This window comes from Lentilitoribacter sp. JB5-8 (assembly GCF_055693385.1).
The window spans coordinates 1170302-1192925 of the sequence record NZ_CM146332.1 but is presented as its reverse complement, the minus strand read 5'-3'; the positions used below and the strand labels follow the sequence as shown (position 1 = coordinate 1192925).

General features: G+C 45.0%; 22 protein-coding genes. 9 read left to right on the top strand and 13 right to left on the bottom strand.

The window, feature by feature from the left end; genetic code table 11:
- Positions 1-5 precede the first annotated feature (5 nt).
- Together ACZ1GZ_RS05685 and ACZ1GZ_RS05680 are read right to left on the bottom strand one after the other, a co-directional pair.
- Positions 6-944 carry a substrate-binding domain-containing protein gene (locus ACZ1GZ_RS05685; RefSeq protein WP_472667505.1) on the bottom strand — a complete coding sequence of 313 codons (939 nt, stop codon included), beginning with the start codon at positions 942-944 and terminating at the stop codon, positions 6-8.
- 90 nt (positions 945-1034) lie between these two features.
- Positions 1035-1853, bottom strand: coding sequence for a TIM barrel protein (locus tag ACZ1GZ_RS05680; RefSeq protein ID WP_472667504.1), 819 nt, complete (start codon positions 1851-1853; stop codon positions 1035-1037).
- Positions 1854-2308: 455 nt separating this feature from the next.
- Here ACZ1GZ_RS05680 and ACZ1GZ_RS05675 point away from each other — a divergent pair, with 455 nt between their 5' ends.
- The 3 genes from ACZ1GZ_RS05675 to guaB all read left to right on the top strand — a co-directional run bounded on the left by ACZ1GZ_RS05675 (position 2309) and on the right by guaB (position 6200).
- Positions 2309-3829: a Ppx/GppA phosphatase family protein gene (locus ACZ1GZ_RS05675; protein WP_472667503.1), complete on the top strand. Its 1521-nt coding sequence runs from the start codon at positions 2309-2311 to the stop codon at positions 3827-3829.
- Positions 3822-4520 carry an RlmE family RNA methyltransferase gene (locus tag ACZ1GZ_RS05670; protein WP_472667502.1) on the top strand — a complete coding sequence of 233 codons (699 nt, stop codon included), beginning with the start codon at positions 3822-3824 and terminating at the stop codon, positions 4518-4520. Before ACZ1GZ_RS05675 ends, ACZ1GZ_RS05670 begins: the two co-directional genes overlap by 8 nt.
- 180 nt (positions 4521-4700) lie before the next feature.
- A complete protein-coding gene (gene guaB / locus ACZ1GZ_RS05665; protein WP_472667501.1) occupies positions 4701-6200 on the top strand; it encodes an IMP dehydrogenase in 1500 nt (499 codons plus the stop codon).
- Between the two features lie 10 nt (positions 6201-6210).
- Here guaB and ACZ1GZ_RS05660 read toward each other — a convergent pair whose 3' ends face one another.
- Complete coding sequence (locus tag ACZ1GZ_RS05660) at positions 6211-7167, bottom strand: LysR substrate-binding domain-containing protein (RefSeq protein ID WP_472667500.1); 957 nt, start codon at positions 7165-7167, stop codon at positions 6211-6213.
- A 122-nt stretch (positions 7168-7289) separates the two neighbouring features.
- Here ACZ1GZ_RS05660 and ACZ1GZ_RS05655 point away from each other — a divergent pair, with 122 nt between their 5' ends.
- The gene (locus tag ACZ1GZ_RS05655; RefSeq protein ID WP_472667499.1) at positions 7290-7583 is read left to right on the top strand and encodes a DUF1127 domain-containing protein; all 294 of its coding nucleotides are present in this window, start codon (positions 7290-7292) and stop codon (positions 7581-7583) included.
- Positions 7584-7700: 117 nt separating this feature from the next.
- Here ACZ1GZ_RS05655 and ACZ1GZ_RS05650 read toward each other — a convergent pair whose 3' ends face one another.
- From ACZ1GZ_RS05650 to ACZ1GZ_RS05610, 9 genes are all read right to left on the bottom strand, one after another.
- Positions 7701-8543, bottom strand: a complete 843-nt coding sequence (locus ACZ1GZ_RS05650; protein ID WP_472667498.1) for a DUF937 domain-containing protein — start codon at positions 8541-8543, stop codon at positions 7701-7703.
- An 84-nt stretch (positions 8544-8627) separates the two neighbouring features.
- Positions 8628-10001: a glutamate--cysteine ligase gene (locus ACZ1GZ_RS05645; protein WP_472667497.1), complete on the bottom strand. Its 1374-nt coding sequence runs from the start codon at positions 9999-10001 to the stop codon at positions 8628-8630.
- A 151-nt stretch (positions 10002-10152) separates the two neighbouring features.
- On the bottom strand, positions 10153-10890 hold the full coding sequence (locus ACZ1GZ_RS05640; RefSeq protein ID WP_472667496.1) for a 16S rRNA (uracil(1498)-N(3))-methyltransferase: 738 nt from the start codon (positions 10888-10890) through the stop codon (positions 10153-10155).
- A 22-nt stretch (positions 10891-10912) separates the two neighbouring features.
- Positions 10913-12067, bottom strand: a complete 1155-nt coding sequence (locus ACZ1GZ_RS05635; RefSeq protein WP_472667495.1) for an NAD(P)/FAD-dependent oxidoreductase — start codon at positions 12065-12067, stop codon at positions 10913-10915.
- Between the two features lie 203 nt (positions 12068-12270).
- Positions 12271-13587 (bottom strand): branched-chain amino acid ABC transporter permease, encoded by a 1317-nt coding sequence (locus ACZ1GZ_RS05630; protein ID WP_472667494.1) that lies wholly within the window; start codon positions 13585-13587, stop codon positions 12271-12273.
- Positions 13584-14594: a branched-chain amino acid ABC transporter permease gene (locus tag ACZ1GZ_RS05625; RefSeq protein ID WP_472667493.1), complete on the bottom strand. Its 1011-nt coding sequence runs from the start codon at positions 14592-14594 to the stop codon at positions 13584-13586. The genes ACZ1GZ_RS05630 and ACZ1GZ_RS05625 overlap by 4 nt, the downstream gene beginning before the upstream one ends.
- 3 nt (positions 14595-14597) lie before the next feature.
- Entirely contained in the window at positions 14598-15302 is a 705-nt protein-coding gene (locus ACZ1GZ_RS05620) for an ABC transporter ATP-binding protein (protein WP_472667492.1), read from the bottom strand.
- Positions 15299-16108 (bottom strand): ABC transporter ATP-binding protein, encoded by an 810-nt coding sequence (locus ACZ1GZ_RS05615; RefSeq protein WP_472667491.1) that lies wholly within the window; start codon positions 16106-16108, stop codon positions 15299-15301. The genes ACZ1GZ_RS05620 and ACZ1GZ_RS05615 overlap by 4 nt, the downstream gene beginning before the upstream one ends.
- A gap of 85 nt (positions 16109-16193) precedes the next feature.
- Entirely contained in the window at positions 16194-17387 is a 1194-nt protein-coding gene (locus tag ACZ1GZ_RS05610; RefSeq protein ID WP_472667490.1) for an ABC transporter substrate-binding protein, read from the bottom strand.
- A 374-nt stretch (positions 17388-17761) separates the two neighbouring features.
- Between ACZ1GZ_RS05610 and ACZ1GZ_RS05605 the strand changes: the two genes are divergently transcribed.
- A complete protein-coding gene (locus ACZ1GZ_RS05605; protein ID WP_472667489.1) occupies positions 17762-18220 on the top strand; it encodes an Lrp/AsnC family transcriptional regulator in 459 nt (152 codons plus the stop codon).
- A gap of 9 nt (positions 18221-18229) precedes the next feature.
- On the opposite strand, the gene rpe is transcribed toward ACZ1GZ_RS05605, so the two are convergent.
- Positions 18230-18895 carry a ribulose-phosphate 3-epimerase gene (gene rpe, locus ACZ1GZ_RS05600; RefSeq protein ID WP_472667488.1) on the bottom strand — a complete coding sequence of 222 codons (666 nt, stop codon included), beginning with the start codon at positions 18893-18895 and terminating at the stop codon, positions 18230-18232.
- A 183-nt stretch (positions 18896-19078) separates the two neighbouring features.
- Here rpe and ACZ1GZ_RS05595 point away from each other — a divergent pair, with 183 nt between their 5' ends.
- From ACZ1GZ_RS05595 to ACZ1GZ_RS05580, 4 genes are read left to right on the top strand one after another with little or no spacing between them, the layout of a single operon-like run.
- Positions 19079-19966: a metal ABC transporter substrate-binding protein gene (locus ACZ1GZ_RS05595; RefSeq protein ID WP_472667487.1), complete on the top strand. Its 888-nt coding sequence runs from the start codon at positions 19079-19081 to the stop codon at positions 19964-19966.
- Complete coding sequence (locus ACZ1GZ_RS05590; RefSeq protein ID WP_472667486.1) at positions 19959-20846, top strand: manganese/iron ABC transporter ATP-binding protein; 888 nt, start codon at positions 19959-19961, stop codon at positions 20844-20846. The genes ACZ1GZ_RS05595 and ACZ1GZ_RS05590 overlap by 8 nt, the downstream gene beginning before the upstream one ends.
- The gene (locus tag ACZ1GZ_RS05585; protein WP_472668241.1) at positions 20843-21718 is read left to right on the top strand and encodes a metal ABC transporter permease; all 876 of its coding nucleotides are present in this window, start codon (positions 20843-20845) and stop codon (positions 21716-21718) included. The genes ACZ1GZ_RS05590 and ACZ1GZ_RS05585 overlap by 4 nt, the downstream gene beginning before the upstream one ends.
- Positions 21718-22563, top strand: a complete 846-nt coding sequence (locus ACZ1GZ_RS05580; RefSeq protein ID WP_472668240.1) for a metal ABC transporter permease — start codon at positions 21718-21720, stop codon at positions 22561-22563. The genes ACZ1GZ_RS05585 and ACZ1GZ_RS05580 overlap by 1 nt, the downstream gene beginning before the upstream one ends.
- Positions 22564-22624 lie beyond the last annotated feature (61 nt).

The window sequence follows — 22624 nt, the reverse complement described above, 5'->3', positions numbered from 1 at the left end:
AAGACTTAGTTTTTGTTCAAGAACTCATCCATGTTCGCAGGTGTAACCAGCTTGAATGGGATGTAGACTTTTTGGTCAACTTTTTCACCAGCGACCAATTTAAGAACCGCATCGATTGAACCAGTACCTTGACCAACTGAATCCTGGAATACAGTCACGTCATAGTCGCCTGCTGACATAACAACCAAAGCGTCCTGGCTGGCATCAACGCCACCAACTTGAACATCAGCCATGTCCATGCCGGCTGCTTTCATTGCCTGGATTGCACCAATTGCCATTTCATCATTGTTTGCAAGAACAAAGTCAAATGGCTCACCTGAAGACATCCAGTTCGTCATAAGATCTTGTGCTTCATCGCGAGACCAGTTAGCTGGCTGCTCATCGATGATTGTCATGAAGTTACACATGTCCATACCAATGACGTCATGAACGTCTTTTGAACGCTGAACAGCAGCTTGGTTAGATAGCTGACCATTCATTAGGTAGCCACGTGCACCACCAGCTTTACCAGCTGCGCGAAGGTTCTTACAAACTTCAAATGCAGACAATGTACCAGATTCAATTTCGTTAGAAGCAACGAATGCCTGTGTTGGTGGCAACTCGTTCACATTGTCTGGCTCGCGGTTAACGAAGACCAATGGCACATCACCAGCAGCTTCTGTAATCGCTGCACCAGCTGATGTATCAACGATATTTACGATGATGCCGTCAACGCCGTTTGCAACAAAGTTTTTCACTTGGTCGATCTGTTTAGCAAGATCGTCAGTTGCATCTTCTTGCTGGTAAGTAAGCCCGTCAATCGTTGCGGCATACTCAACCATACCGTTACGAAGAACTGTCAACCAGTTATCGTCAAATCGTGAGAATGTAGCACCGATTTCAGCAGCCATAGATGTTGTTGTCATAAGAGCAGCAATGCCTGCTGTCATTAGAGTCTTTTTCATATTTAATTCCTCCCGTTTCGGTGACCGGCCACCGAATGAGTTTTTTACCGGTGATCCAAATTGGATCAGTGAAATCATCTTAGCAATTGGTTATGCGGCGCATTTTTCCAATTGACTGTCGATGAAATTAATTGACTTTGCGAGTTCACCCGCAATGTCGTTCGTATTTTGAACCATCGGTGAAAATGGTTCGAAAGATACAGGACCACAGAAACCCGAAGCCTGTAATTGAGATATTTGTGTTATATTTCCCAATCGATCTTGTCCTCCAACAAGGACCCGATCCTGATCCTGCATTTTGGAAAAGTCAACGTCAGTACGTTCAACTCCGGAAATGTGAACCAGCGCTGTGTGATTAGGAAAGAACTCAGTTTCACCCGCAAGCGTATGGTGAAAGGTGTCGTGAATGATTTTAAAATCGTCCTCAAAACCAAGCTCAATTAGGGTCGAGACGATTTCAGATTTAAATCTTAGAGATGCTGTTGAAAAACCTAAAGGCTCAACGAGGCCAATAAGATTATTCTTTGCGAGCAATGGTTGAAGCGCGATCAATGCCACCTTCAAGTTGGCGACGCGCGTTGCTTTATCCAAATTTGCGTTATCATTGCGTGGGATCAAGCCGATCGCCTTGGCACCCATAGCAACTGCGAGTGTGATCAGGTTTTCAGCCTCAAGCTTTTTGTCATCATCCCATTTATCGAATTGCGGAACTTCCGACAGATTGAAAATTTCAAGCTGATTGTCCTTGGCCATCTTGCCAAATTGCTTAGCTTGATCTGTGTCAAAATCAGAGCCAGTCACGTCATTTCTGAACTCAACGCCGTCACAACCAAGCGCACGCGCTAGTGCGCAAAACGCACCGGCACCATAGCTTGGCACAGCTATTTGATTGAGCCCATATGAGACCACGAAAAACTCCTCCAACAAGACGTCACGACACTTCGATGAACGACTTGTCCATAATATTGCAACCGGTTTCAAAAACTGTCAATAGGGAATCGAAAGATTATTAAAGATTCAATTTATGTGGGCTTTTCAACCCCAAAACCTCACACACAGAGTAAATGATTTTAACCAATTTTATCAGTGAATTAGCAACTCACTCATATTCTAAAACTGTAATTTTTCTAAACACAATTTGGTTCTGTTAAACCTGAGAGTCTGCTGCAAATTCATGATCAATTTTCAAAAATGAATTGCGATTTTGCACGCGTGCGCAAAAACAGAATTTGAAAATCTTCTTCAATTTTAGACGAGAAATCACAAAAAGGATTTGTAATTCTCATAATCACTGATACTGTGATGGCAACGATAAACATTTAAGCGCCTGATGCGATATTACGCTCGGCGAACAGGATATAAGTGTGACTGACCCAGTGCGTGGCGCAAAAGCCCCCTTGGGAGAAACGCGAGATGGCAGCAATACCCAGCGCTCTCATGCAAAGAGTGCACGTGGTGAGTTGCCTGCAGAATTTGAAAAACCTATTCAACATCATAATGGTGGTGGACAGGCGGCATCAAGCCCAGATTCCAAAGTTTCTTCCCAGAATGAACAGCCCAAAAAGCGAAAGCGGTGGAAGAAACGTTCGCGTCGTAAGAACGCTAACGCATCCTCACCATCGCAAACTCATCATGTGGCACCCGACCAAGCCAATACGGCAAAAACACATGACGATCGCGAGGGTCAAAATCGAACGCTCGACAAACAAAAGACATCGAAGCAACACCCTAAGCCGAACCAAAATCATAATGGCAAAAAGCGCTTTAATCGCTTAAACAAACACAATAACGCCCAGCAACAGCCATTATATGCGGCGCTTGATTTGGGCACGAACAATTGCCGGCTCTTGATTGCAAAACCAATGAAGGCTGGGCAGTTTCGTGTCGTTGATGCGTTCTCACGCATTGTTCGCTTGGGTGAAGGCCTGGCCGCAACTGGTAAGCTGTCAGATGGCGCAATGGATAGAGCGGTTGGTGCGCTTAAAATTTGCGCGTCGAAACTTGCTCGACACAATATTCGCAATTATCGATTAATCGCAACGGAAGCATGTCGCCAAGCGACCAATGGGGAAGCGTTTCTCGCACGCGTAAAAAAAGAAACTGGACTTGATCTGGAGATTATCAATCGTGAAACAGAAGCCAGACTGGCGGTTTCTGGTTGCGCATCTTTGGTTGATCGCGAAACTCAATCGGTCATTTTGTTTGATATCGGTGGAGGGTCTTCTGAGATAGCAGCAATACAGTTCGATGAGCGACGAACTCAGCGTTTGGCAAATCACATCAAATCCTGGACATCACTTCCTGTAGGTGTTGTTACGCTGTCTGAGCGTCATGGCGGCAAAGATGTAACCCAACAGGTGTTTGATGCAATGGTTGATGAGGTTGATAAACTCATTGAAACAACTGCACCACAAAACATGCTCGATTTTTCACCCAGCATTGATACTTTTCACTTGTTAGGAACCTCGGGAACGGTAACAACTCTTGCCGGTCTTCATCTGAACCTACCAAGATATGACAGACGGCGGGTTGATGGTCTTTGGCTGCAAGATGAAGACGTTGATAAAATGCTCAACCAGCTTTTATCTTGGGACATTGAAACGCGGTCTGCTAATCCTTGTATTGGGCCGGACCGTTCTGATTTGGTTTTGGCGGGATGTGCGATCATGCAATCTATTCGCAAACGTTGGCCATCGAATAAAATGCGTGTGGCGGATCGCGGACTGCGCGAAGGTTTGCTAAATGATATGATGGCAAAAGACGGCGTATGGCGCAGACGTCGCCGCAGACGTAATTCGCACAACAATCAAAGCCAAATTGACAAGTCGAATAGTTCGCAATCCAATACGCCCACGCACGTAAACTCAGGTAAGCACAATGAGTAAGAAACCTACAATCGCTACTGGCCGTAAACTTGGCCAAAAGATACGCAAAAAGAAAATGAAGGCGTCATCTCGTCGATGGCTGGAACGTCACATCAATGACCCTTATGTACAGCGCTCAAAACATGAGGGCTATCGATCACGTGCGGCGTTCAAGCTTTTAGAAATTGATGAAAAGCATAAGATCCTCAAGGGTGCAAAGCATATTATTGACTTAGGCGCGGCCCCGGGCGGTTGGGCGCAAATTGCGTCTAAAGTCACAGATTCATCTGATCTTGACCCACGCGTTGTCGCCATTGATTTCCTTGAAATGGATCAGGTACCCGGTGTTGCATTTCTTCAAATGGACTTTTTGGATGATGATGCGCCGGCAAAGCTCATGGAACTTTGTGGTGCGGCGCCAAACCTTGTTTTATCTGATATGGCAGCCCCAACGACAGGTCATAAAAGAACTGATCACTTAAGGACGCAGCATCTTTGTGAGATCGCAGCTTATTTTGCGGTTGATGTTTTAGCCAAGGGTGGGCATTTCCTGTCAAAAACGTTCCAAGGCGGCACTGAAAATGATCTTTTGCAGATGCTGAAGAAGAATTTTCAATCCGTTGTGCATGTAAAGCCTCCAGCATCGCGATCTGAGTCCGTCGAACTCTATCTATTGGCTAAGGGTTTTAAAGGCCGAAAGCCGACTGAATAATCTAAAGATGACAATTTTTTTGCATCGTCCAGAGATAATTATCAAATATATCTAATTCATGGTTTCCTTTCGTTCGCTTTAGTGTTACGAGCCCGTGTCAACTCCTTTAGAAATATGAGTGTAATGCGTTGGGTTTTTCAGCCCTTCATTCAGCTCACAAGTTAAAGATTGGACTTGACCATGGCAGAAATCTTACAAACACGAACAGGACTTCAGGCACTGACATTTGACGATGTGCTATTACAACCTGGCCACTCAACCGTCATGCCAAATCAGGTTGATGTCTCCACAAAAATCGCAAAAAACATTGATTTGAATATACCGATTCTTTCATCTGCAATGGACACGGTGACGGAAGGTCGTTTGGCAATTGCGATGGCGCAAGCTGGTGGCATTGGTATTATTCATCGCAACTTAACACCCGAAGAACAAGCAGCTGAAGCACGTGCTGTGAAGAAGTTTGAAAGTGGTATGGTTGTTAATCCGGTGACCATTGGGCCAAATGAAACCCTAGCTGATGCACATGCTTTAATGGCAGCGCATAAAATTTCAGGTATCCCGGTTGTTGAAGATCAGAAGCCCAACAAACCAGGTAAGCTGGTGGGTATATTGACCAACCGCGATGTGCGCTTTGCTTCTGACCCAAGCCAGAAGATCTTTGAACTTATGACACGTGATAACCTTGTGACGGTTCGTGAAGGTGTTGGGCAAGATGAAGCGAAAAAGCTGCTTCACCAACACAGGATTGAAAAGCTGCTCGTGGTGGATGAAGAAAAGCGCTGCGTTGGTTTGATCACGGTGAAAGATATTGAAAAATCTCAGTTGAACCCAAATGCTTGTAAAGATGAGCAAGGCCGATTACGTGTTGGCGCCGCGACAAGTGTAGGTGACGACGGTTTTGAGCGTGCAGAACGATTGATAGATGCAGGCATTGATTTGCTGGTTGTTGATACCGCCCACGGCCATTCACAACGTGTTTTGGATGCTGTGAAGCGCATGCGCAAGATTTCAAACTCTGTCAGCATCATGGCAGGTAACGTTGCAACAGAAGACGGCACAAAGGCGCTTATTGATGCAGGTGCTGATTCCATTAAAGTTGGTATCGGCCCCGGTTCGATTTGTACAACGCGTATTGTTGCCGGTGTCGGTGTACCGCAACTATCAGCCATCATGTCAGCGGTCGCCGGTGCAAAAGATACAGGCATTCCTGTTATTGCGGATGGCGGCATCAAGTTCTCTGGCGATGTAGCAAAAGCACTTGCAGCTGGCGCGGATGCAGTGATGGTTGGCTCATTGCTTGCAGGCACTGATGAAAGCCCTGGTGAAGTTTATCTTCACCAAGGCCGCTCTTTTAAAGCTTATCGCGGCATGGGGTCAGTGGGTGCAATGGCACGCGGATCCGCGGATCGTTACTTCCAAGCTGAAGTGCGCGATACACTGAAACTTGTACCTGAAGGCATTGAAGGGCAGGTTCCTTATAAAGGACCAGTATCTGGCGTATTACACCAGCTCACAGGTGGTCTTCGCGCCGCAATGGGTTATGTCGGTGGTGCTTCACTTGAAGAATTTTCTGAAAATGCAAAATTCGTTCAAATTTCAAGCGCGGGATTGCGTGAAAGTCACGCACATGATGTGACGATCACCCGCGAAAGCCCAAATTACCCCGGCGCTGGAGTTTAAGCTAAAATAGCTACCAAGTAATATTGCTGGACGATGATACTTCAATCAAATCGTCCGGCATCAACATATTTGGCGATTGTGCTGCAAGGTGCCCTTGGGGGCCGTTTGGTGTTATGTTGTCCAAGCTTGCTATGATATGGTCATTGAGCGCTTTAGTGAGTGTAACCGGTGCTCCGGGACGTTTAATCAAACCAATATGGGTCATACCAAGCTGAGGGTAACCATCAGCTTCAGTTAAAATTCGCATACCATATTGCAATGCACATTCAGGCAATGGCGCGATCGCTAAACCAGCAAGAACTGCTGCTGCAACAACTGTTGCTGAATAACTTGCGACCAACACTCGGTGCTGGCGACCTCTTTGGTCCAACGCATCCAGCGCCACTTTTCGCCAACAACAATTATCTCGCCCAATTGCCAATGGAATAACCTCTTCTTCATGTACCATGTGGTTGAGCGATGTAACCCAATATAACGGCTCGGTTCTCACCAGTTCAGATTGATATGTTGCATTTTCATGCGTCACGAGCGCCACATCGAGTTCATTGTTGAGGATTTTGTTATGAAGCGATGGAGATGGCTCGCAAATGACATTCAATTCAATATTTGGATGCGTTTCGGTAAATTGTGCAATGATTGATGGCATAAAACGGTCCGCATAATCATCTGCTGTACCAAAGCGAATTGAGCCCTCCAATTGCTCTTCGGCGAATGCGTTGATTGTTTCATCATTTAATTTCAGCATTTTGCGCGCATAATTTAGAAGCTTCTCCCCATCATCGCTGAGCCTGTTAATGCGACCATCTTTGATGAAGATGGGTTGCCCGATGCGTTCTTCTAATCTGCGCATTTGCATAGAAACGGCTGACTGGGTTTTGAATACGCGATCTGCTGCACGCGTGAAGCTACCCGTCTCTGCAATCGCGATAAATGTTTTGAGCTGATCTAAGTCTAACGGAGCGGCCATAATTCTATCCATCAATTTATTTGATAAATAACATTAGAAATATTCGTTGGAATGATCAATAGCAATCTGCCATATATGTTTCATGCAGTAAATTTTAACCCTAACAAGATGGAGTGACACTCATGACTGCTTTGAATAAAGACCATAGTTTTTGCATTGATCAATCCATCCAGCCGGATAAAAGCATTGTTTCAATTTGGCTGAATGGCGCGATTTCAACTCTTAAAGCACTGGTTAAATCAGTGAAAAACCGACGTGCCGCGAATGAACTGCTCACGTTTAGTGATCATCAGCTCAAAGATATGGGATTAACGCATGAAGATCTGCGATTTATCCGGTCTGCTGGGTTGTTTATCGATCCTACTTCTGAGCTTGCAAGACGTTCGCATTACCGCAACCGTCAAATGAAACCCTAATCAGATGCTTTGACACTTGTCGAAGTAAGACTTGTCCCCTAGCGGGTCGCGGCCCTGTGACCTGCATTTCTGCCCGATTGTCTTCCCCAGATAATCGGGCTTTTTTGATAGTGGCGCTTATCTCTTGTTCATACCGCCGAGATATTGATCAAAAATATTATCTACATTTTTTTGATACTCGTCCTGAACTGTTCGTCCGGTATCGAACATTTTACCAAATAGTTCATCATATGGATTTGATGGTGCGGCTTCTGGCTGCTTTTGCTGAGTAGCGCCACCGAACATACCTTCCATCATCTGACCAAGTGGATTGTTTTGTGCTCCATTTTGAGAACCACCGCCCAAAAGGCCGCCAAGAATTTGCCCTAGCGGGTTGTTTTGAGCACCACTTTGCCCTCCACCCATCATCTGACCCATCAAATCACCAAGCGGATTATTACCAGCGGATTGGTTGGCACCACCGCCTTGTCCGGCACTCATCATTTGCCCCATGAGATCGCCAAAGACATTGCCGCTTCCACCGCTCATGGCTTTCATGGAATCATTGGTTTGGTTGAACATTCCGCCCATGATCGTTGTTGCAAGTATTGGTAAAAGTTGTTTGATAATATCTTGCCCAACACCCGTAGCCGCTTCAGCCTGCGCTGCAACGGCGCGGCTAACATCTTTTGAACCAAATAAATGACCCAGAATATTATTGCCATCTGCCATACCTTCAGGGGATGCAGCTTTGCTCATATCCTCAAAATATTGGGCATGATTGCCCGTCGATAAAGCCTGCATAAAATTGCCCATCGCATCTGGTGTTTGTGTGTTTCGCTTTAATCCGGTTGAGAATGCGGGCATGAGGGCTTCAACAGTTTTGTTCATTTGGTTTTCATCCAAACCAAACTGTTTTGCGATCCCCTTCATCGCTTCACCGTTTTGCGCATTATTGAGCATGTCAAATAGTGGCATCATGATAATCTCTCCCATTGCAGATTGATCTGTTTTATCCTCATGGTGATATTAGCACGGCAATTTGGCAAGTCGAGGGCAATGCCCTTAATAAGCGAACTCATCAAAAATCGGATCGACACTGTTATTCCAGCGGCCGTGATAAAGCGCGAGTTTCACCTCAGCTGGTGTGCTCCCGCGCGCCACAACTTCCTGCAGGGGCTCCAGGAAATGTGTCTCGTCATTTCCGGCAGTATTTAAAATATTGCGAGCTTTTAGGCCTGTTTTGGCAATATCGAGCGTATCGCGCGCAACATCAAGCAATGAACGACCCGCAATGTGGCTCTTCAAACCGTCACGGGGCACTTGATCGCGCAGGCCTAGAACATCTTCATAGGACCAGTCTTTTGTAAGTTCGCTAGCATCTTGCAAAGCCTGATCATCGTAGAGCAGACCCACCCAAAAAGCAGGCAGTGCGCAAATACGGCGCCATGGCCCACCATCAGCACCGCGCATTTCGATAAATTGCTTGAGACGCACATCAGGAAACACAGTTGAAAGATGGTTCGTCCAATCACCCAAAGTTGGTTCAGGATCAGGGATATCATTTTTCAATGCACCATCACGGAATTGGCGGAATGTGACATGTGTTACGTCATGATATTCGCCATTTCGCAAAATAAAGTACATGGGGACATCCAGCGCCCAATCTGTGTATTTTTCAAATGAGAAACTATCCTCAAACACACTTGGCAAAATTCCAGCACGGGCATTATCGGTATCGCGCCAAATATCACCTCGCCATGACAAAAGACCATTTGGTTTGCCATTGGTAAAAGGCGAACTTGCAAACAATGCAGTCGCCAATGATTGCAGTTTCATACTGACCTGCATTTTTTTACGCATGTCTTGCTCTGAGCTGAAATCTAAATTTACTTGTATGGTGCATGTCCGATACATCATATCCAAACCTTGCGTGCCAACCTTAGGCATATAATTGGTCATGATATCGTATCGGTTTTTCGGCATGCGCGGTGTTTCTTCCAAGGTCCATTTTGGACTGCCTCCAACACCCAAAAATTTGATGCCCATCGGATCGGCAATTTCACGCAATTGCTTCAGATGAAGATTGGATTCAGCGCATGTTTCGTGGATGGTTTCAACAGGCGCGCCAGATAATTCAAATTGCCCCCCTGGTTCCAATGAAATAGCGCCGCCGCCAGATTTTGCGGCAAGGCCGATGATATTGCCCGCATCGGTGATGGGTTCCCAATCGATCTTTTCTGCCATGCCTTTTAATAACGCAGAGATTGAGCGTTCGCCTTCATAAGGGACTGGCGAATTATCATCCTTAAAGAATGCGAATTTTTCATGCTCCGTGCCAATGCGGAAATCTTCCTTTGGCTTATTTCCAGCCTCCAGATACGCCACCATTTGCTCATAAGATGTCAGAGGTGTCTGATCCGTTGTATCACGCGCCATGTTTATTCGCCCTTTTAACTGCATAGATTTCTCTACACATATGCTCATTCAAATCAATGAACATTCACAAAAACTATCAGGTTCATTGATTGAACCTTTACGCAATATGGTGCAAGTAATTTTTTTTAAAGACCGCTCATAAAATAGTGATCTATTCCCAATCACCAATCGTCGCCTGCAAAACTGCCATGGCTGCAACTAGCGCTGTATCAGCACGGAGTATGCGGGGCCCTAGCGGAATTGGCGTTACATAGTTTAGGGATTGCAACGTCTTGCGCTCTTGAGCTGAAAAACCACCTTCAGGGCCAATGAGAACCGCATATTTATCATTAGTTTGGGCTTTTAATTGATTAAGTGGGTTATTTGTTTGAGTCCCCTCGTCGCAAAATATTATCTGCCGGGATGCATCCCAATCCGACAGAATTTCAGACAACTTCTTTGCTGGCTTGAATTCTGGAATGGATAAGACACCACATTGCTCCGCTGCTTCTAAAATATTTGCAGCCAAACGTTTTTCGTTGATTTTATGAAGCTGTGTGTGATCGGTAAAAACCGGCTGGATGGTCCCTGCCCCCATCTCAACCATTTTCTGCACCATATATTCGAGGCGGCCAACTTTTATGGGTGCAAATAAAACAACCAGGTCTGATTGTTCTGGTTGGGGCCGCGTTTGCTCTTTTAAAATTAGGACAGCTTTTTTACGTCCTTCTTGTTTCAAATTTGTCAGCCATTCACCATCTTGACCATTAAACACCAACAGCTGGCTATCATCCTTTAAGCGCAACACATTTAGCAGATAGTTGGCCTGTTCACGCTCCAGATGTATCTCAACCCCTTCTTTTAAAGGTTGCTCGATAAAAAGTCGCTGAAGGCGGAAATTAGCACGCATGGTCTGAGCATTCCTATACTGGTTAGGTATTGAGTGAACGGCGGGCCATCATATGCGCGCGGGCTTGATTTACCGCATCTACGCAAATGGGATTTTCATCTTTGTAATAGGTGACGGTAAAACTATTTTGCGACATATCGCCTTCGATTTCCAAGCGATCGAAGCCTTGCGACAAACCAGCAATTTGAAGTTTGACATCATATTGATCTGACCAAAACCATGGCAGCGGATTGTAATGTATCTCCTGCCCCAACATTGCTTGTGCTGCGACTTTGCCTTGATCAATCGCGTTTTGGACGCTCTCTAATCTGATATTGCGATCATACCGATCAGAGAAAAACGAAGCGCAATCACCCGCAGCATAAATATCAGGATCTGATGTTTGCGCCTGCGCATTTACGAAAATACCATTGTCAATTGTCAGACCTGCATCCTGTGCCAAACCGGTGACTGGCATTGCACCTACAGATAACAAAACGATATCACAGGGAACTTCTGATCCATCTTCTAAGAGGATTTTTTCAACTTTATCTGTACCTTCTATGGCTTTTGTGCCTGAGGCAATGTGGAACTTAACACCATGACCTTCATGCAATGTTTGGAAATATGCAGACATTTCCTCAGGCATGACACGCGCTAAAACCCGCGGTGCAGCTTCGATAACGGTCACCTCATTACCGCGTCCACGCAAAGAAGCTGCAACCTCTAATCCAATATAACCTGCACCAATGATACCGACCTTCATATCTGGAGTAATTGCAGCCGATAATCGCTTAACATCATCAATGTTACGCAAGGTGAATACACCTTTTAAATCCGAGCCTTCCAGTGGGATTTGCCGTGCAACGGTTCCGGTGGATATCAATAATTTATCATATTCAACGGCCTCGCCATCCGAGAGGTGAACACACTTTTCCTTGCGGTTAATAGAGGTTGCTGAAACGCCAAATTTTGTTGTCACATTATGATCAGCATAAAAATTATCAGCCTTTAAATACAACCGGTCTTCCTCAAGCTCTCCTTTTAAAAAGGCTTTTGACAATGGCGGTCTTTGATAAGGGGGCTGTGTTTCGTCACCAATGAGTACAATGTCATTTTCATATCCAGTTTGGCGAAGTGTTTCCACCGCCTTTAAGCCACATTGGCCCGCACCGATAATTACCATTGGTTTTGACATATTCTCACCTGAATAGATATTTTCTTAAACTCACAATTATTGATCTCTTGTGCGCAAATCAACCGATAAAGGCCGAGAATTCAAAACCCGTGCTTAAGATTGCAGTGACCATCAACATTCAGGTATAGGTTTGACCTTGCAATTGAGACAAAAAAATGGCCCTGCCGATGCAGAGCCATTTGATTTTATATCGTCAAATTACATTACTTGCGTGCAGATTTTTCAGGCAACAAACCTCTTGGACTGAACCTTAGTACGACCAGTAGCAACACACCCATGGTAATAAGACGCATGAAGGCCGCACTATCGAGTAGGTGAAGTCGTAAAGGATTGTCTTCAGCAAGTGGAGAAGTGATAACCTCAAGCGCCCATAATCCAACAATCGGCGCTTCTGTCCAGAAGAACCACACTAAGAAGCCACCTAATACGGCACCCCAGTTATTGCCAGAACCACCCACGATCACCATCACCCAGACCAGGAATGTGAAGCGAAGTGGCTGATAACTTGATGGGGTCAATTGTCCATCCAGTGTGGTGAGCATTGCACCTGCAATACCAATGATAATAGTACCGAGAACAAAGACCTGCAGGTGACGACCCGTCACATCTTTACCCATGGCATTGGCTGAAACTTCGTTATCACGGATAGCCCGCATCATGCGGCCCCATGGCGAATTCAACGCGCGTTGCGCTAACCAAACACAAATCAACAAGACAATTGAGAATAGCCCAGCATAGCATAATTTCACAAAGACGGATGAAAATGTAACGATATCCGCACCGAGATTTGTTGCCAAGTTTTGGAACCATTCAGACTGCTGAAGATCAATCTCATACGGCACAGGACGTGGGATACCAATGACGTTTTTAACGCCACGAGACATCCAGTCTTCGTTTTTGATGATGGCCACAATAATCTCAGAAATACCAAGTGTTGCAATCGCCAAATAGTCAGATCTGAGACCGAGTGTGATCTTTCCGATCAACCAAGCGGCGATCCCGGCAAAGGCGCCACCGACGATCCATGAGAAGACAACCGGCAATCCAAAACCGCCGAGATAACCTGTTCTTGCCGGTTCGACAGCCTCAACTGCTGCGGTTCCTGGCACAAAGAAAAATCGCGTAGTAAAATAACCCACAACAATAATGGCAACGATCAAAATAGATCGCATCTTGGAGTTGGGCAATTTTTTAAACGCAACCACAGCCAATGCAATGGTTAAAGCAGCAATGCCAAAAGACAAAGCAATTAAACCACCACCGGCTGATATAGCTTCGGGCACTGCCGGCATAGAAACCACAACCGCCGCCAATCCACCTAAGGCCGCAAAGCCCATAATCCCCGCATTAAAGAGACCAGCATAACCCCATTGGATGTTAACACCGAGCGCCATAATCGCAGAGATTAGGCAAAGGTTTAAAATGGAAAGTGACACGTTCCAACTTTGGAAGAAGCCAACCACGAGTAACATTCCTGCCATAATGGCAAAATAAATGAGGGCACGAGCATCTATCGTCATACTGATTTCCCCTTAAATAAGCCTGTTGGCATGAAGATGAGCACGATTACCAAGATCAAGAAACTCACAGCGAATTTGTAGTTGGTCGCAAAGAGTTGCAGCAAATCCGTAGGCGCCATGCCTTCGGGAAGCAAATAAGCAAAGAACTTCTTATAAGCGTAAGTCATCATAATCTCGGAGAAAGCCACAATGAACCCGCCACCGATGGCACCAAAAGGATTACCTAAACCACCTAAAATCGCAGCCGCAAAGAACGGCAATAAAAGCTGATCATAGGTAAACGGTCTAAAGCTTTTATCCAATCCATAGAGCACACCCGCAAGGGTCGCCAATGCAGCAGCTAAAATCCAGGTCACACGAACAACGCGCTCTGGATTAATGCCAGAAAGCAATGCCAGATCCTCATTATCCGAATAAGCGCGCATCGATTTGCCCGTGCGCGTTTTATTTAAGAACCAGAACAATGCGACTACAACAATAACGGCCGCGAAAAAAGCGATCCCCTGGCTTGTTTTAATTGCAAGGCCTTCATTTAAGCCTGTAAGTTCCTTAAATTCGCGTGCTCTGATGATGAAACGTTCACCATCACTAAACTGTTGATCATCTGGACCAATGATGAAACGAACAAGACCGCCCGTTACAAACATCATACCAACTGATGCAATGACCAATATAACGGGTGATGACTTGGCGTTCCGATAAAATTTGTAAACCGCTTTATCTGTCGCCAATGCAAAGATCACACACAGCACAATTGCAAATGGCAATGCCAACAAGGCTGTTGGTAAGGGACCAAAGCTAATCCCAAGAGACTGGAACCACCAGGTGATGAGCACACAGCACATAGTACCAAATGCCATGGTCGCGCCATGTGCAAAATTTGAGAATCTCAAAATCCCGTAAATGAGTGTCACACCCAGCGCACCAAGCGCGAGTTGTGAGCCATAAGCAAGAGCTGGTACCACGACAAAATTACTAAAGAGAACAAGTGCGTTTAAAATATCCATAGCCTATCCCCCCAAGAAACTTCTGCGAACATCCGGATTAGCAAGCAATGCTTCACCTGTGTCTGTAAATCTGTTTGCACCTTGCACTAAAACATAGCCCTTATCAGCGATGTTCAGCGCCTGGCGGGCATTTTGTTCAACCATCAGAATTGAAATACCTGTTTTTGCAACTTCAATAATTCGATCAAACAATTCATCCATGACAATGGGTGATACACCTGCGGTAGGTTCATCAAGCATCAAAAGTTTTGGTTGAGTCATAAGCGCTCTGCCAACGGCGACTTGTTGACGCTGACCACCGGATAATTCACCCGCTGGCTGCAAACGTTTTTCCTTCAAGATTGGGAAAAGATCGTAGATCTGTGCAACGGTTTCAAAGATATCGTCGTCGCGTAAAAATGCTCCCATTTCAAGATTTTCCTCAACAGTCATAGATGGAAACACATTGTTGGTTTGAGGAACAAATGCCATGCCTTGTGCAACGCGTGCCTGCGGGGTTAATCCTGTGATGTCTTCGCCATCTAACAAGACGCGTCCCAAACGCAAATGCAACATACCAAATACGGCTTTCATTGCGGTGGATTTGCCGGCACCATTGGGGCCAACAATTACAGTAATTTCGCCTTTTTCAGCTTTGATATCACAGTCATGTAAAATGTCTGCACCACCATAACCACCAGTCATATTTTCAGCAGATAAAAAACTCATTCTTCTGCCTCACTATCTGATTGGTTATCATGGGCTTTCGGTTTGTTTTTAAGACCAGTTCCCAGATAAGCTTCAATCACTTGCTCATTGGATTTAACCTCTTCGGCAGTTCCTTCAGCAAGAACAGCACCTTCGGCCATACAAATAACCGGATTACATAGACGCGTGATGAAATCCATATCGTGTTCAATCATGCAGAAGGTATAACCACGCTCTTTATTGAGGCGCAAAATCGCGTCGCCAATGGTATTTAAAAGCGTGCGGTTTACACCCGCACCCACCTCATCAAGAAACACAATTTTTGCGTCCACCATCATTGTGCGGCCAAGTTCAAGTAATTTCTTTTGCCCGCCTGATAGGTTGCCCGCTAGTTCGTCAGCAACGTGTGAGATTTCTAAGAACTCGATCACTTCGTCGGCTTTTTTGCGAACTGCTATTTCTTCCTCAGCCACCTTTTTGGGCGAGAACCATGCGTCCCAGATTTTCTCGCCGGATTGATTTGGTGGAACCATCATCAAATTTTCGCGGACTGTCATAGTTGAAAATTCATGGGCGATTTGGAAGGTGCGCAGCATGCCACGGTGGAACAATTCGTGCGGTGCTAATCCAGTGACGTCCTCACCATCCAATAGCACCCGACCAGCGGTGGGCTTATGTACACCGGCGATCACATTAAATAAGGTTGTCTTGCCAGCACCATTGGGGCCAATCAGACCAGTTATCGAACCTGTTTCGATCTTCAGCGACGCGTTATTAACCGCGCGAAGACCTCCGAACTGTTTCGACAGATTTTCTACAATAATCATATAAACACTTGTCAAGAATGTGATGAAGCCCAGCTGATAAACAAAGTGCTACCAACTGGGCTCCATCTAATTTAACTCGTATGGCTTAACGGTAGCCAACAGTTGAAAGAGCTTCGTCTTTGATCTCGATCTCGCGGTAGTTACCAGCAGATTCACCTGGGCCGATTAACTCAACGTTGGAAGCACCAACATAATCAATCTCACCACCATTTGCCAAAATCTCTAGCGCTTTACCAAGTTCACCTGGTAGAATTTTCTCGCCTGGTGCATTGGCAACGTCGAAGACTTTGTCTTTATATGCGGCAGGGTCTGTTGATTCAGCAGCTTGCATCGCTAGCATGATCAATGCAGCAGCATCGTATGATTCAGCAGCAAATGGGCTTGAAGCGTCAAATGCGTCACCAGCCATTTCAACAAGCTTGCCAGCGCCTGGGCTATCTGTACCTGGTGCTTGACCGAATGAACCGTTTAGGTCTGAACCTATCGCTTTTGGAAGGGCGTCACCAACCATGCCGTCCGGCAATACGAATGTATCAAATGCGCCTGTATCCAATGAACCTTGGATAATGCCTTTACCACCTTGGTCAAGGTAACCTGCAACAACAAGAACATCGCCACCTGCAGCAGCTAGAGCGCCAACTTCAGCGGCATAATCAGCTTTACCATCTTCGTGCGCTGTGTTGATTGTCACCGTACCACCAGCTGCAGTGTAAGCAGTAGCGAAGGCATCAGCCAAACCTTTACCATAGTCGTTGTTTGTATATGTCAAAGCTACAGATTTAAAACCGCGCTCCATGATAATGTCTGACATAACAACGCCTTGACGTGCATCAGATGGAGCTGTGCGGAAGAATAAGCCATTATCTTCAGCAGTTGAAAGACCTGGAGAAGTCGCAGATGGTGAAATCATGACCATGCCGTTTGGCACAGCGACATTTGTCAATGCAGCACCAGTAACACCTGAACAGTCACCGCCAACAACACCAGCAACACCTTCAGATGTTACAAGAGTTTCCATAGCAGTTGTTGCAGCAGCAGCATCCACACAAGTTGTATCTGCACGCACAGCTTCGACAGCTTTACCACCAAGCAGTTTACCGGAATCGCTGACTTCTTTGATCGCAAGTTCAGCACCTGGTGCCATGTTTGCAACCAAGCTCTCAATCGGACCAGTGAAACCTAGGAATACGCCAATTTTTACAGGGCCGTGGCCTGCACCAATAACAGGTGATGCTAACAAAGCTACAGACGCAGCAGTTGCAAGTAGTAGTTTTTTCATAAATGTCTCCCTTTGAAAAACTTTTAAGGCAGCTGGATTTTCCATGTCTACCTTCCTGAATTGAAAGCTAGCCAAGATTTTGACGTTTGACTAGTGGGATTCTTGCCAAAGGGTTAACTTTCATAAGAAAAGCTGTTTTATGGCAGGCTAATGGCCATCATTGAGAGTTAAAGTTTTTATTATTGCAAAATTTGAAAAAATTTTTTCCACCTCGACCCAATTGTGATTCAAATATGGCCCTAAAGGTCCAATTACTTTGTTACAAATTTTAGGATTATTGCAATATTATACTGATTAATATAAGTAGTCGTGAAACGTTACACAGGGATGAAATGCACCCTGTAATTTCATCAAACAAAGTATGCGGGTACGTTGTGCAATTCGATAATATTGATCTAAAAATTCTGGCAGCATTACAGCAAGATGGCGCTCATTGCGAAACCTTGCTTGCGGAACTTACAGGATTATCAACTGAGGAATTATCGAAGAGACGCAAAAAGCTTGAGGATGATGGCATCATTGAAGGATACAGCGCATTCGTTAGTCGGGCTAAAACTGGGTTTGATATCTTTGCATTTGTTCACATCAACCTAAATGACCACGAACGCTCAGCAGCTGAAAAATTTGGTCAGTTTTTAAAAAACTCACCTTATGTACTAGAAGCCCACGCCATGACAGAAGACATGGATTTTTTGGCGAAGGTTGTTGTATCGAGCCTTGAAGAATTGTCGATGGTCATTAGCGATCATTTAGAGGCGCAGGACGGTGTTAAATCAGCCCGCGCGCTCATCTCACTTGAGACGATTAAAGAAACGTCTTCGCTTCCATTCTAAAATACCCGTTTAAACCGCAGCGTTTCGAATTGCCGAAATATTCTCGCGATAATGGCCTTCACTACCACCTTTAAAAACCGCGGATCCTGCAACCAAAACATTTGCCCCAGCCTTTACCAATTTCGGGGTTGTTTTGGGTGACACGCCACCATCGATTTCAATATCAATGGGTCGATCACCGATCATGGCTTTTACGCGAGCTACCTTTTCGACCATTGCATCAATAAATGCCTGTCCGCCAAAACCTGGGTTCACGGTCATGATCAATACCAAATCAAGCCGGTCTAAGACATATTCAATCACACTTTCAGGTGTGGATGGGTTTAAGGACACGCCTGCTTTTTTACCCATGGCGCGAATTGCCTGCAAGGAACGGTCTAAATGTTTCGTCGCTTCAGCATGTACCGTAATGATATCGCATCCCGCATCCGCAAAGGCTTGCAGATATGGGTCACAAGGTTCGATCATTAAGTGACAATCAAAGATCTTGTCTGTGCGATCGCGCACGGCTTTGATGATTGGCGGGCCGAAAGTAATATTGGGAACGAAGTGCCCGTCCATGACGTCTAAGTGAATCCAGTCAGCTCCCGCTTTGACAACACTTTCAATCTCGTCACCTAATTTTGAAAAATCTGCTGAAAGAACAGACGGCGCAATTATTACATCAGAACCCATAGTGTCTCTCCCACGAAACGATCTTTAAAGGGCGGTTACGTTGTTGTTTGGGCCACGTCAAGCATATCTCCGGTTTGTCCGAAATTATTTCTTATTGCGAATTATTCGCAACAAGCTTGACGCTTGATAAAAATTAGTTCATACCTAGTTGCGAATTAATCGCAACTAGGAGATAATGCGACCATGAAGTCGATCATCATTGCAATACTCATGACCATAACCACATTCGGTGCAGCATCAGCTGACACATTGAAAGTGGTCACCACCTTTACGGTTTTTGCTGATATGGCAAAGAACGTTACGAAAGACCGGGCCGAGGTTGTTTCAATCACTCGACCAGGCGCAGAGATCCATAATTATCAACCAACACCAGGCGACATTCGCCGCGCACAAGGCGCTGACCTTATTTTGTGGAACGGATTAAACTTGGAATTATGGTTTGAAAAGTTTTTCGAAAACTTGTCCGATGTTCCAGGCATTTTACTGACTGAAGGTATTGAGCCGATGAGCATTGGCGAAGGCCCATATAATGGCAAGCCAAATCCGCATGCATGGATGTCTCCTGAAAATGGCGTGATTTATGTACAAAACATGGCAAAAGCATTTGGTAAATATGATCCTGAAAATGCTGATTTTTACAATGCAAATGCTGAAGAATATATCAAAGAACTACGCGCAATTTCGGCTCCAATCAAAGCATCGATTGATGCAATTGACGAAAACAGTCGATGGCTTGTGACCAGTGAAGGTGCGTTTAGTTACCTTGCACGCGACTTTGGATTAAAAGAACTATTTATCTGGCCAATTAATGCTGATCAGCAAGGCACTCCCCAGCAGGTTCGCAAAGTGATCGATACAGTCCGAGAATTTAATATTCCCGCGGTGTTCTCAGAAAGCACTGTTTCTGCAAACCCTGCACAAACAATCGCAAACGAAACGGATGCTATTTACGGTGGCGTTTTATATGTAGATTCGCTCAGTGAAGCTGACGGACCGGTGCCGACATATATCGACCTTTTAAAAGTTACAGTTGATACAATTGCAGAAGGTTTAGCAAAAGGTAATGAATAACCAATTCAAAGACCAACCTGGCTTAAAAGTGGAAGGTGTTACCGTTACATATCGTAACGGTAACACTGCTTTAAAGGACGCTTCATTTGAAGTTCCTAAAGGCTCCATCACTGCGCTTGTTGGAATTAACGGTAGTGGTAAGTCCACTCTTTTTAAATCCATCATGGGGTTTGTTGCCCTGTCATCAGGTCACATTAAAATCCTCGGTGAAAAGGCAAAATCGGCATTATCTCAAAACCTAGTTGCCTATGTACCCCAGAGCGAAGACGTGGATTGGAACTTTCCTGTTTTAGTAGAAGACGTGGTGATGATGGGGCGATATGGCCACATGAACTGGCTGCGTAGTCCTAAGCAAAAAGATCATGAAATGGTATCCCAAGCTTTAGACCGTGTTGGTATGCTTGAATATCGCAAACGACAGATTGGTGAATTATCTGGTGGGCAGAAAAAGCGTGTGTTCCTTGCCCGAGCCTTAGCGCAAGAAGGTCAGATTATTCTTCTCGATGAACCCTTTACCGGCGTGGATGTTAAAACCGAGGCACAGATTATATCACTGTTGCAATCGCTGCGCGATGAAGGACGTGTGTTACTGGTATCAACACATAATTTGGGTAGTGTGCCTGAATTTTGCGATCGTGCTGTGTTGATCAACAAGACCATACTTGCATCTGGCACAACGGAAGATGTGTTCACCCATGAAAACTTAGAAAAAGCATTTGGTGGTGTACTTCGGCACTTTATACTTGGCGGCGCAAATCTGCATGATGACGATGATAGTCGACAGGTCACAGTTCTAACTGATGACGAACGACCATTTGTGATTTACGGCGAAGCCTCTGAACATAATAAAAAGTCAAATGAAAGCGCTGAAGGTGAATAATGGAATATCTATTAGAACCATTCACCTATCAATATATGCTCAATGCAATTTGGATTAGTGCATTGGTTGGATTGGTTTGCGGATTTTTATCATCCTATTTGATCTTAAAAGGCTGGTCTTTGATCGGTGATGCTTTATCCCACGCCATCGTTCCGGGCGTTGCTGGCGCCTACATGCTTGGTCTTCCCTTTGCTGCCGGTGCCTTTCTTGCAGGCGGCTTGGCAGCGGCTGGCATTATGTTTTTAAATCAGCAAACCTCGTTAAAACAAGATGCGATCATCGGGATCATCTTTACGTCATTTTTTGCACTTGGTTTGTTTATGGTGTCGATTTCTCCCGCATCTATTGATGTGCAAAAAATCATTTTAGGAAACGTGCTCGCCATATCTTCATACGACACCATTCAACTGGCGCTTATTGGTGGCATAACACTCCTTGTTTTGATGTTTAAATGGAAAGACATCATGCTGGTGTTTTTTGATGAACATCAAGCCAAAGCCATCGGGATTGATCCATTTTGGATCAAGGTATTGTTCTTTACACTGCTTAGCGCTTCGACCGTTGCAGCTCTTCAAACAGTGGGCGCGTTTTTGGTGATTGCACTTGTAATCACGCCCGGCGCTACCGCGTATCTACTGACAGACCGTTTTCCAAAGCTGGTGCTGATCAGCTCACTCATTGGTGCGTTAACATGTTTTTCAGGCGCCTATTTGAGTTATTTTCTCGATGGCGCAACGGGTGGGATCATCGTGGTTCTGCAAACAGCACTATTTCTCATTGCGCTTGTATTTGCTCCCAAACACGGGATTTTGAGCCAGCGAAAAAAAGCGAAACAAAACAGTATTTCGCAAACACAAGTGGTGGATGCATGATGGAGTTAATTTCGCTATTGGCTGAGCCATTTGGCTTCTCGTTTATGCAAAAAGCATTCATCATCACGCTGATTATTTCAGTGCCGATGAGCCTTATGTCATGTCTTGTTGTGCTTAAAGGTTGGTCTTTAATGGGTGATGCTGTATCGCACGCTGTTTTGCCCGGTATTGTGTTAGCTTATATTTTTTCCATCCCGCTTGCCATTGGCGCTTTTGTTGCAGGTCTATTTTGCGCAATCGCAACGGGTTACATTAAAGATAATAGCCGTATCAAAGAAGATACCGTCCTTGGTATTGTGTTCTCGGGCATGTTTGGTTTCGGCATTGTGTTATACGTCAATATTCAAACAGATGTGCATCTGGATCATATCCTGTTTGGCAATATGTTGGGTGTGAATTGGCAGGATATATCAATCTCTGCATTTTTAGCATTCCTTTGCGGAGGATTTGTCCTAGCGAAGCGGAAAGACCTGTTACTGCATTCATTTGACAGCCAACATGCGCAGGCAATTGGCTTAGCTGTTCATATACTGCATTACGGGCTGTTAATTGCGCTTTCAACAATCATTGTGGCAAGCCTTGATGCTATTGGCATTATACTTTCCATTGCGCTTTTGGTTACACCGGGTGCAATCGCATTTTTATTAACTCGCACATTTTCAAAAATGCTCATTGTTGCATCCATTGTCACTGCGATTTCTAGCTTTTTGGGGATTTATTTCAGCTTCTATATCGATAGCGCCCCGGCACCAACAATCGTCTTATTGCTGACATTGGTGTTTATCATTGCATTTTTTATCCAGCAATTTCGTTTTAGACAGCTACGATCATCAACACCTTCTTAGAAGAAAAAATATGGCTTTTAAAATAATACAGGACGGCAGATCATATTATCTGCCGTCCTGT

Coding starts and splice junctions, on each gene's coding strand:
- ACZ1GZ_RS05685 (WP_472667505.1), bottom strand. CDS start 944: ATGAAAAAGACTCTAATGACAGCAGGCATTGCTGCTCTTATGACAACA.
- ACZ1GZ_RS05670 (WP_472667502.1), top strand. CDS start 3,822: ATGAGTAAGAAACCTACAATCGCTACTGGCCGTAAACTTGGCCAAAAG.
- guaB (WP_472667501.1), top strand. CDS start 4,701: ATGGCAGAAATCTTACAAACACGAACAGGACTTCAGGCACTGACATTT.
- ACZ1GZ_RS05660 (WP_472667500.1), bottom strand. CDS start 7,167: ATGGCCGCTCCGTTAGACTTAGATCAGCTCAAAACATTTATCGCGATT.
- ACZ1GZ_RS05655 (WP_472667499.1), top strand. CDS start 7,290: ATGACTGCTTTGAATAAAGACCATAGTTTTTGCATTGATCAATCCATC.
- ACZ1GZ_RS05650 (WP_472667498.1), bottom strand. CDS start 8,543: ATGATGCCACTATTTGACATGCTCAATAATGCGCAAAACGGTGAAGCG.
- ACZ1GZ_RS05645 (WP_472667497.1), bottom strand. CDS start 10,001: ATGGCGCGTGATACAACGGATCAGACACCTCTGACATCTTATGAGCAA.
- ACZ1GZ_RS05640 (WP_472667496.1), bottom strand. CDS start 10,890: ATGCGTGCTAATTTCCGCCTTCAGCGACTTTTTATCGAGCAACCTTTA.
- ACZ1GZ_RS05635 (WP_472667495.1), bottom strand. CDS start 12,067: ATGTCAAAACCAATGGTAATTATCGGTGCGGGCCAATGTGGCTTAAAG.
- ACZ1GZ_RS05630 (WP_472667494.1), bottom strand. CDS start 13,587: ATGACGATAGATGCTCGTGCCCTCATTTATTTTGCCATTATGGCAGGA.
- ACZ1GZ_RS05625 (WP_472667493.1), bottom strand. CDS start 14,594: ATGGATATTTTAAACGCACTTGTTCTCTTTAGTAATTTTGTCGTGGTA.
- ACZ1GZ_RS05620 (WP_472667492.1), bottom strand. CDS start 15,302: ATGAGTTTTTTATCTGCTGAAAATATGACTGGTGGTTATGGTGGTGCA.
- ACZ1GZ_RS05615 (WP_472667491.1), bottom strand. CDS start 16,108: ATGATTATTGTAGAAAATCTGTCGAAACAGTTCGGAGGTCTTCGCGCG.
- ACZ1GZ_RS05610 (WP_472667490.1), bottom strand. CDS start 17,387: ATGAAAAAACTACTACTTGCAACTGCTGCGTCTGTAGCTTTGTTAGCA.
- rpe (WP_472667488.1), bottom strand. CDS start 18,895: ATGGGTTCTGATGTAATAATTGCGCCGTCTGTTCTTTCAGCAGATTTT.
- ACZ1GZ_RS05595 (WP_472667487.1), top strand. CDS start 19,079: ATGAAGTCGATCATCATTGCAATACTCATGACCATAACCACATTCGGT.
- ACZ1GZ_RS05590 (WP_472667486.1), top strand. CDS start 19,959: ATGAATAACCAATTCAAAGACCAACCTGGCTTAAAAGTGGAAGGTGTT.
- ACZ1GZ_RS05580 (WP_472668240.1), top strand. CDS start 21,718: ATGGAGTTAATTTCGCTATTGGCTGAGCCATTTGGCTTCTCGTTTATG.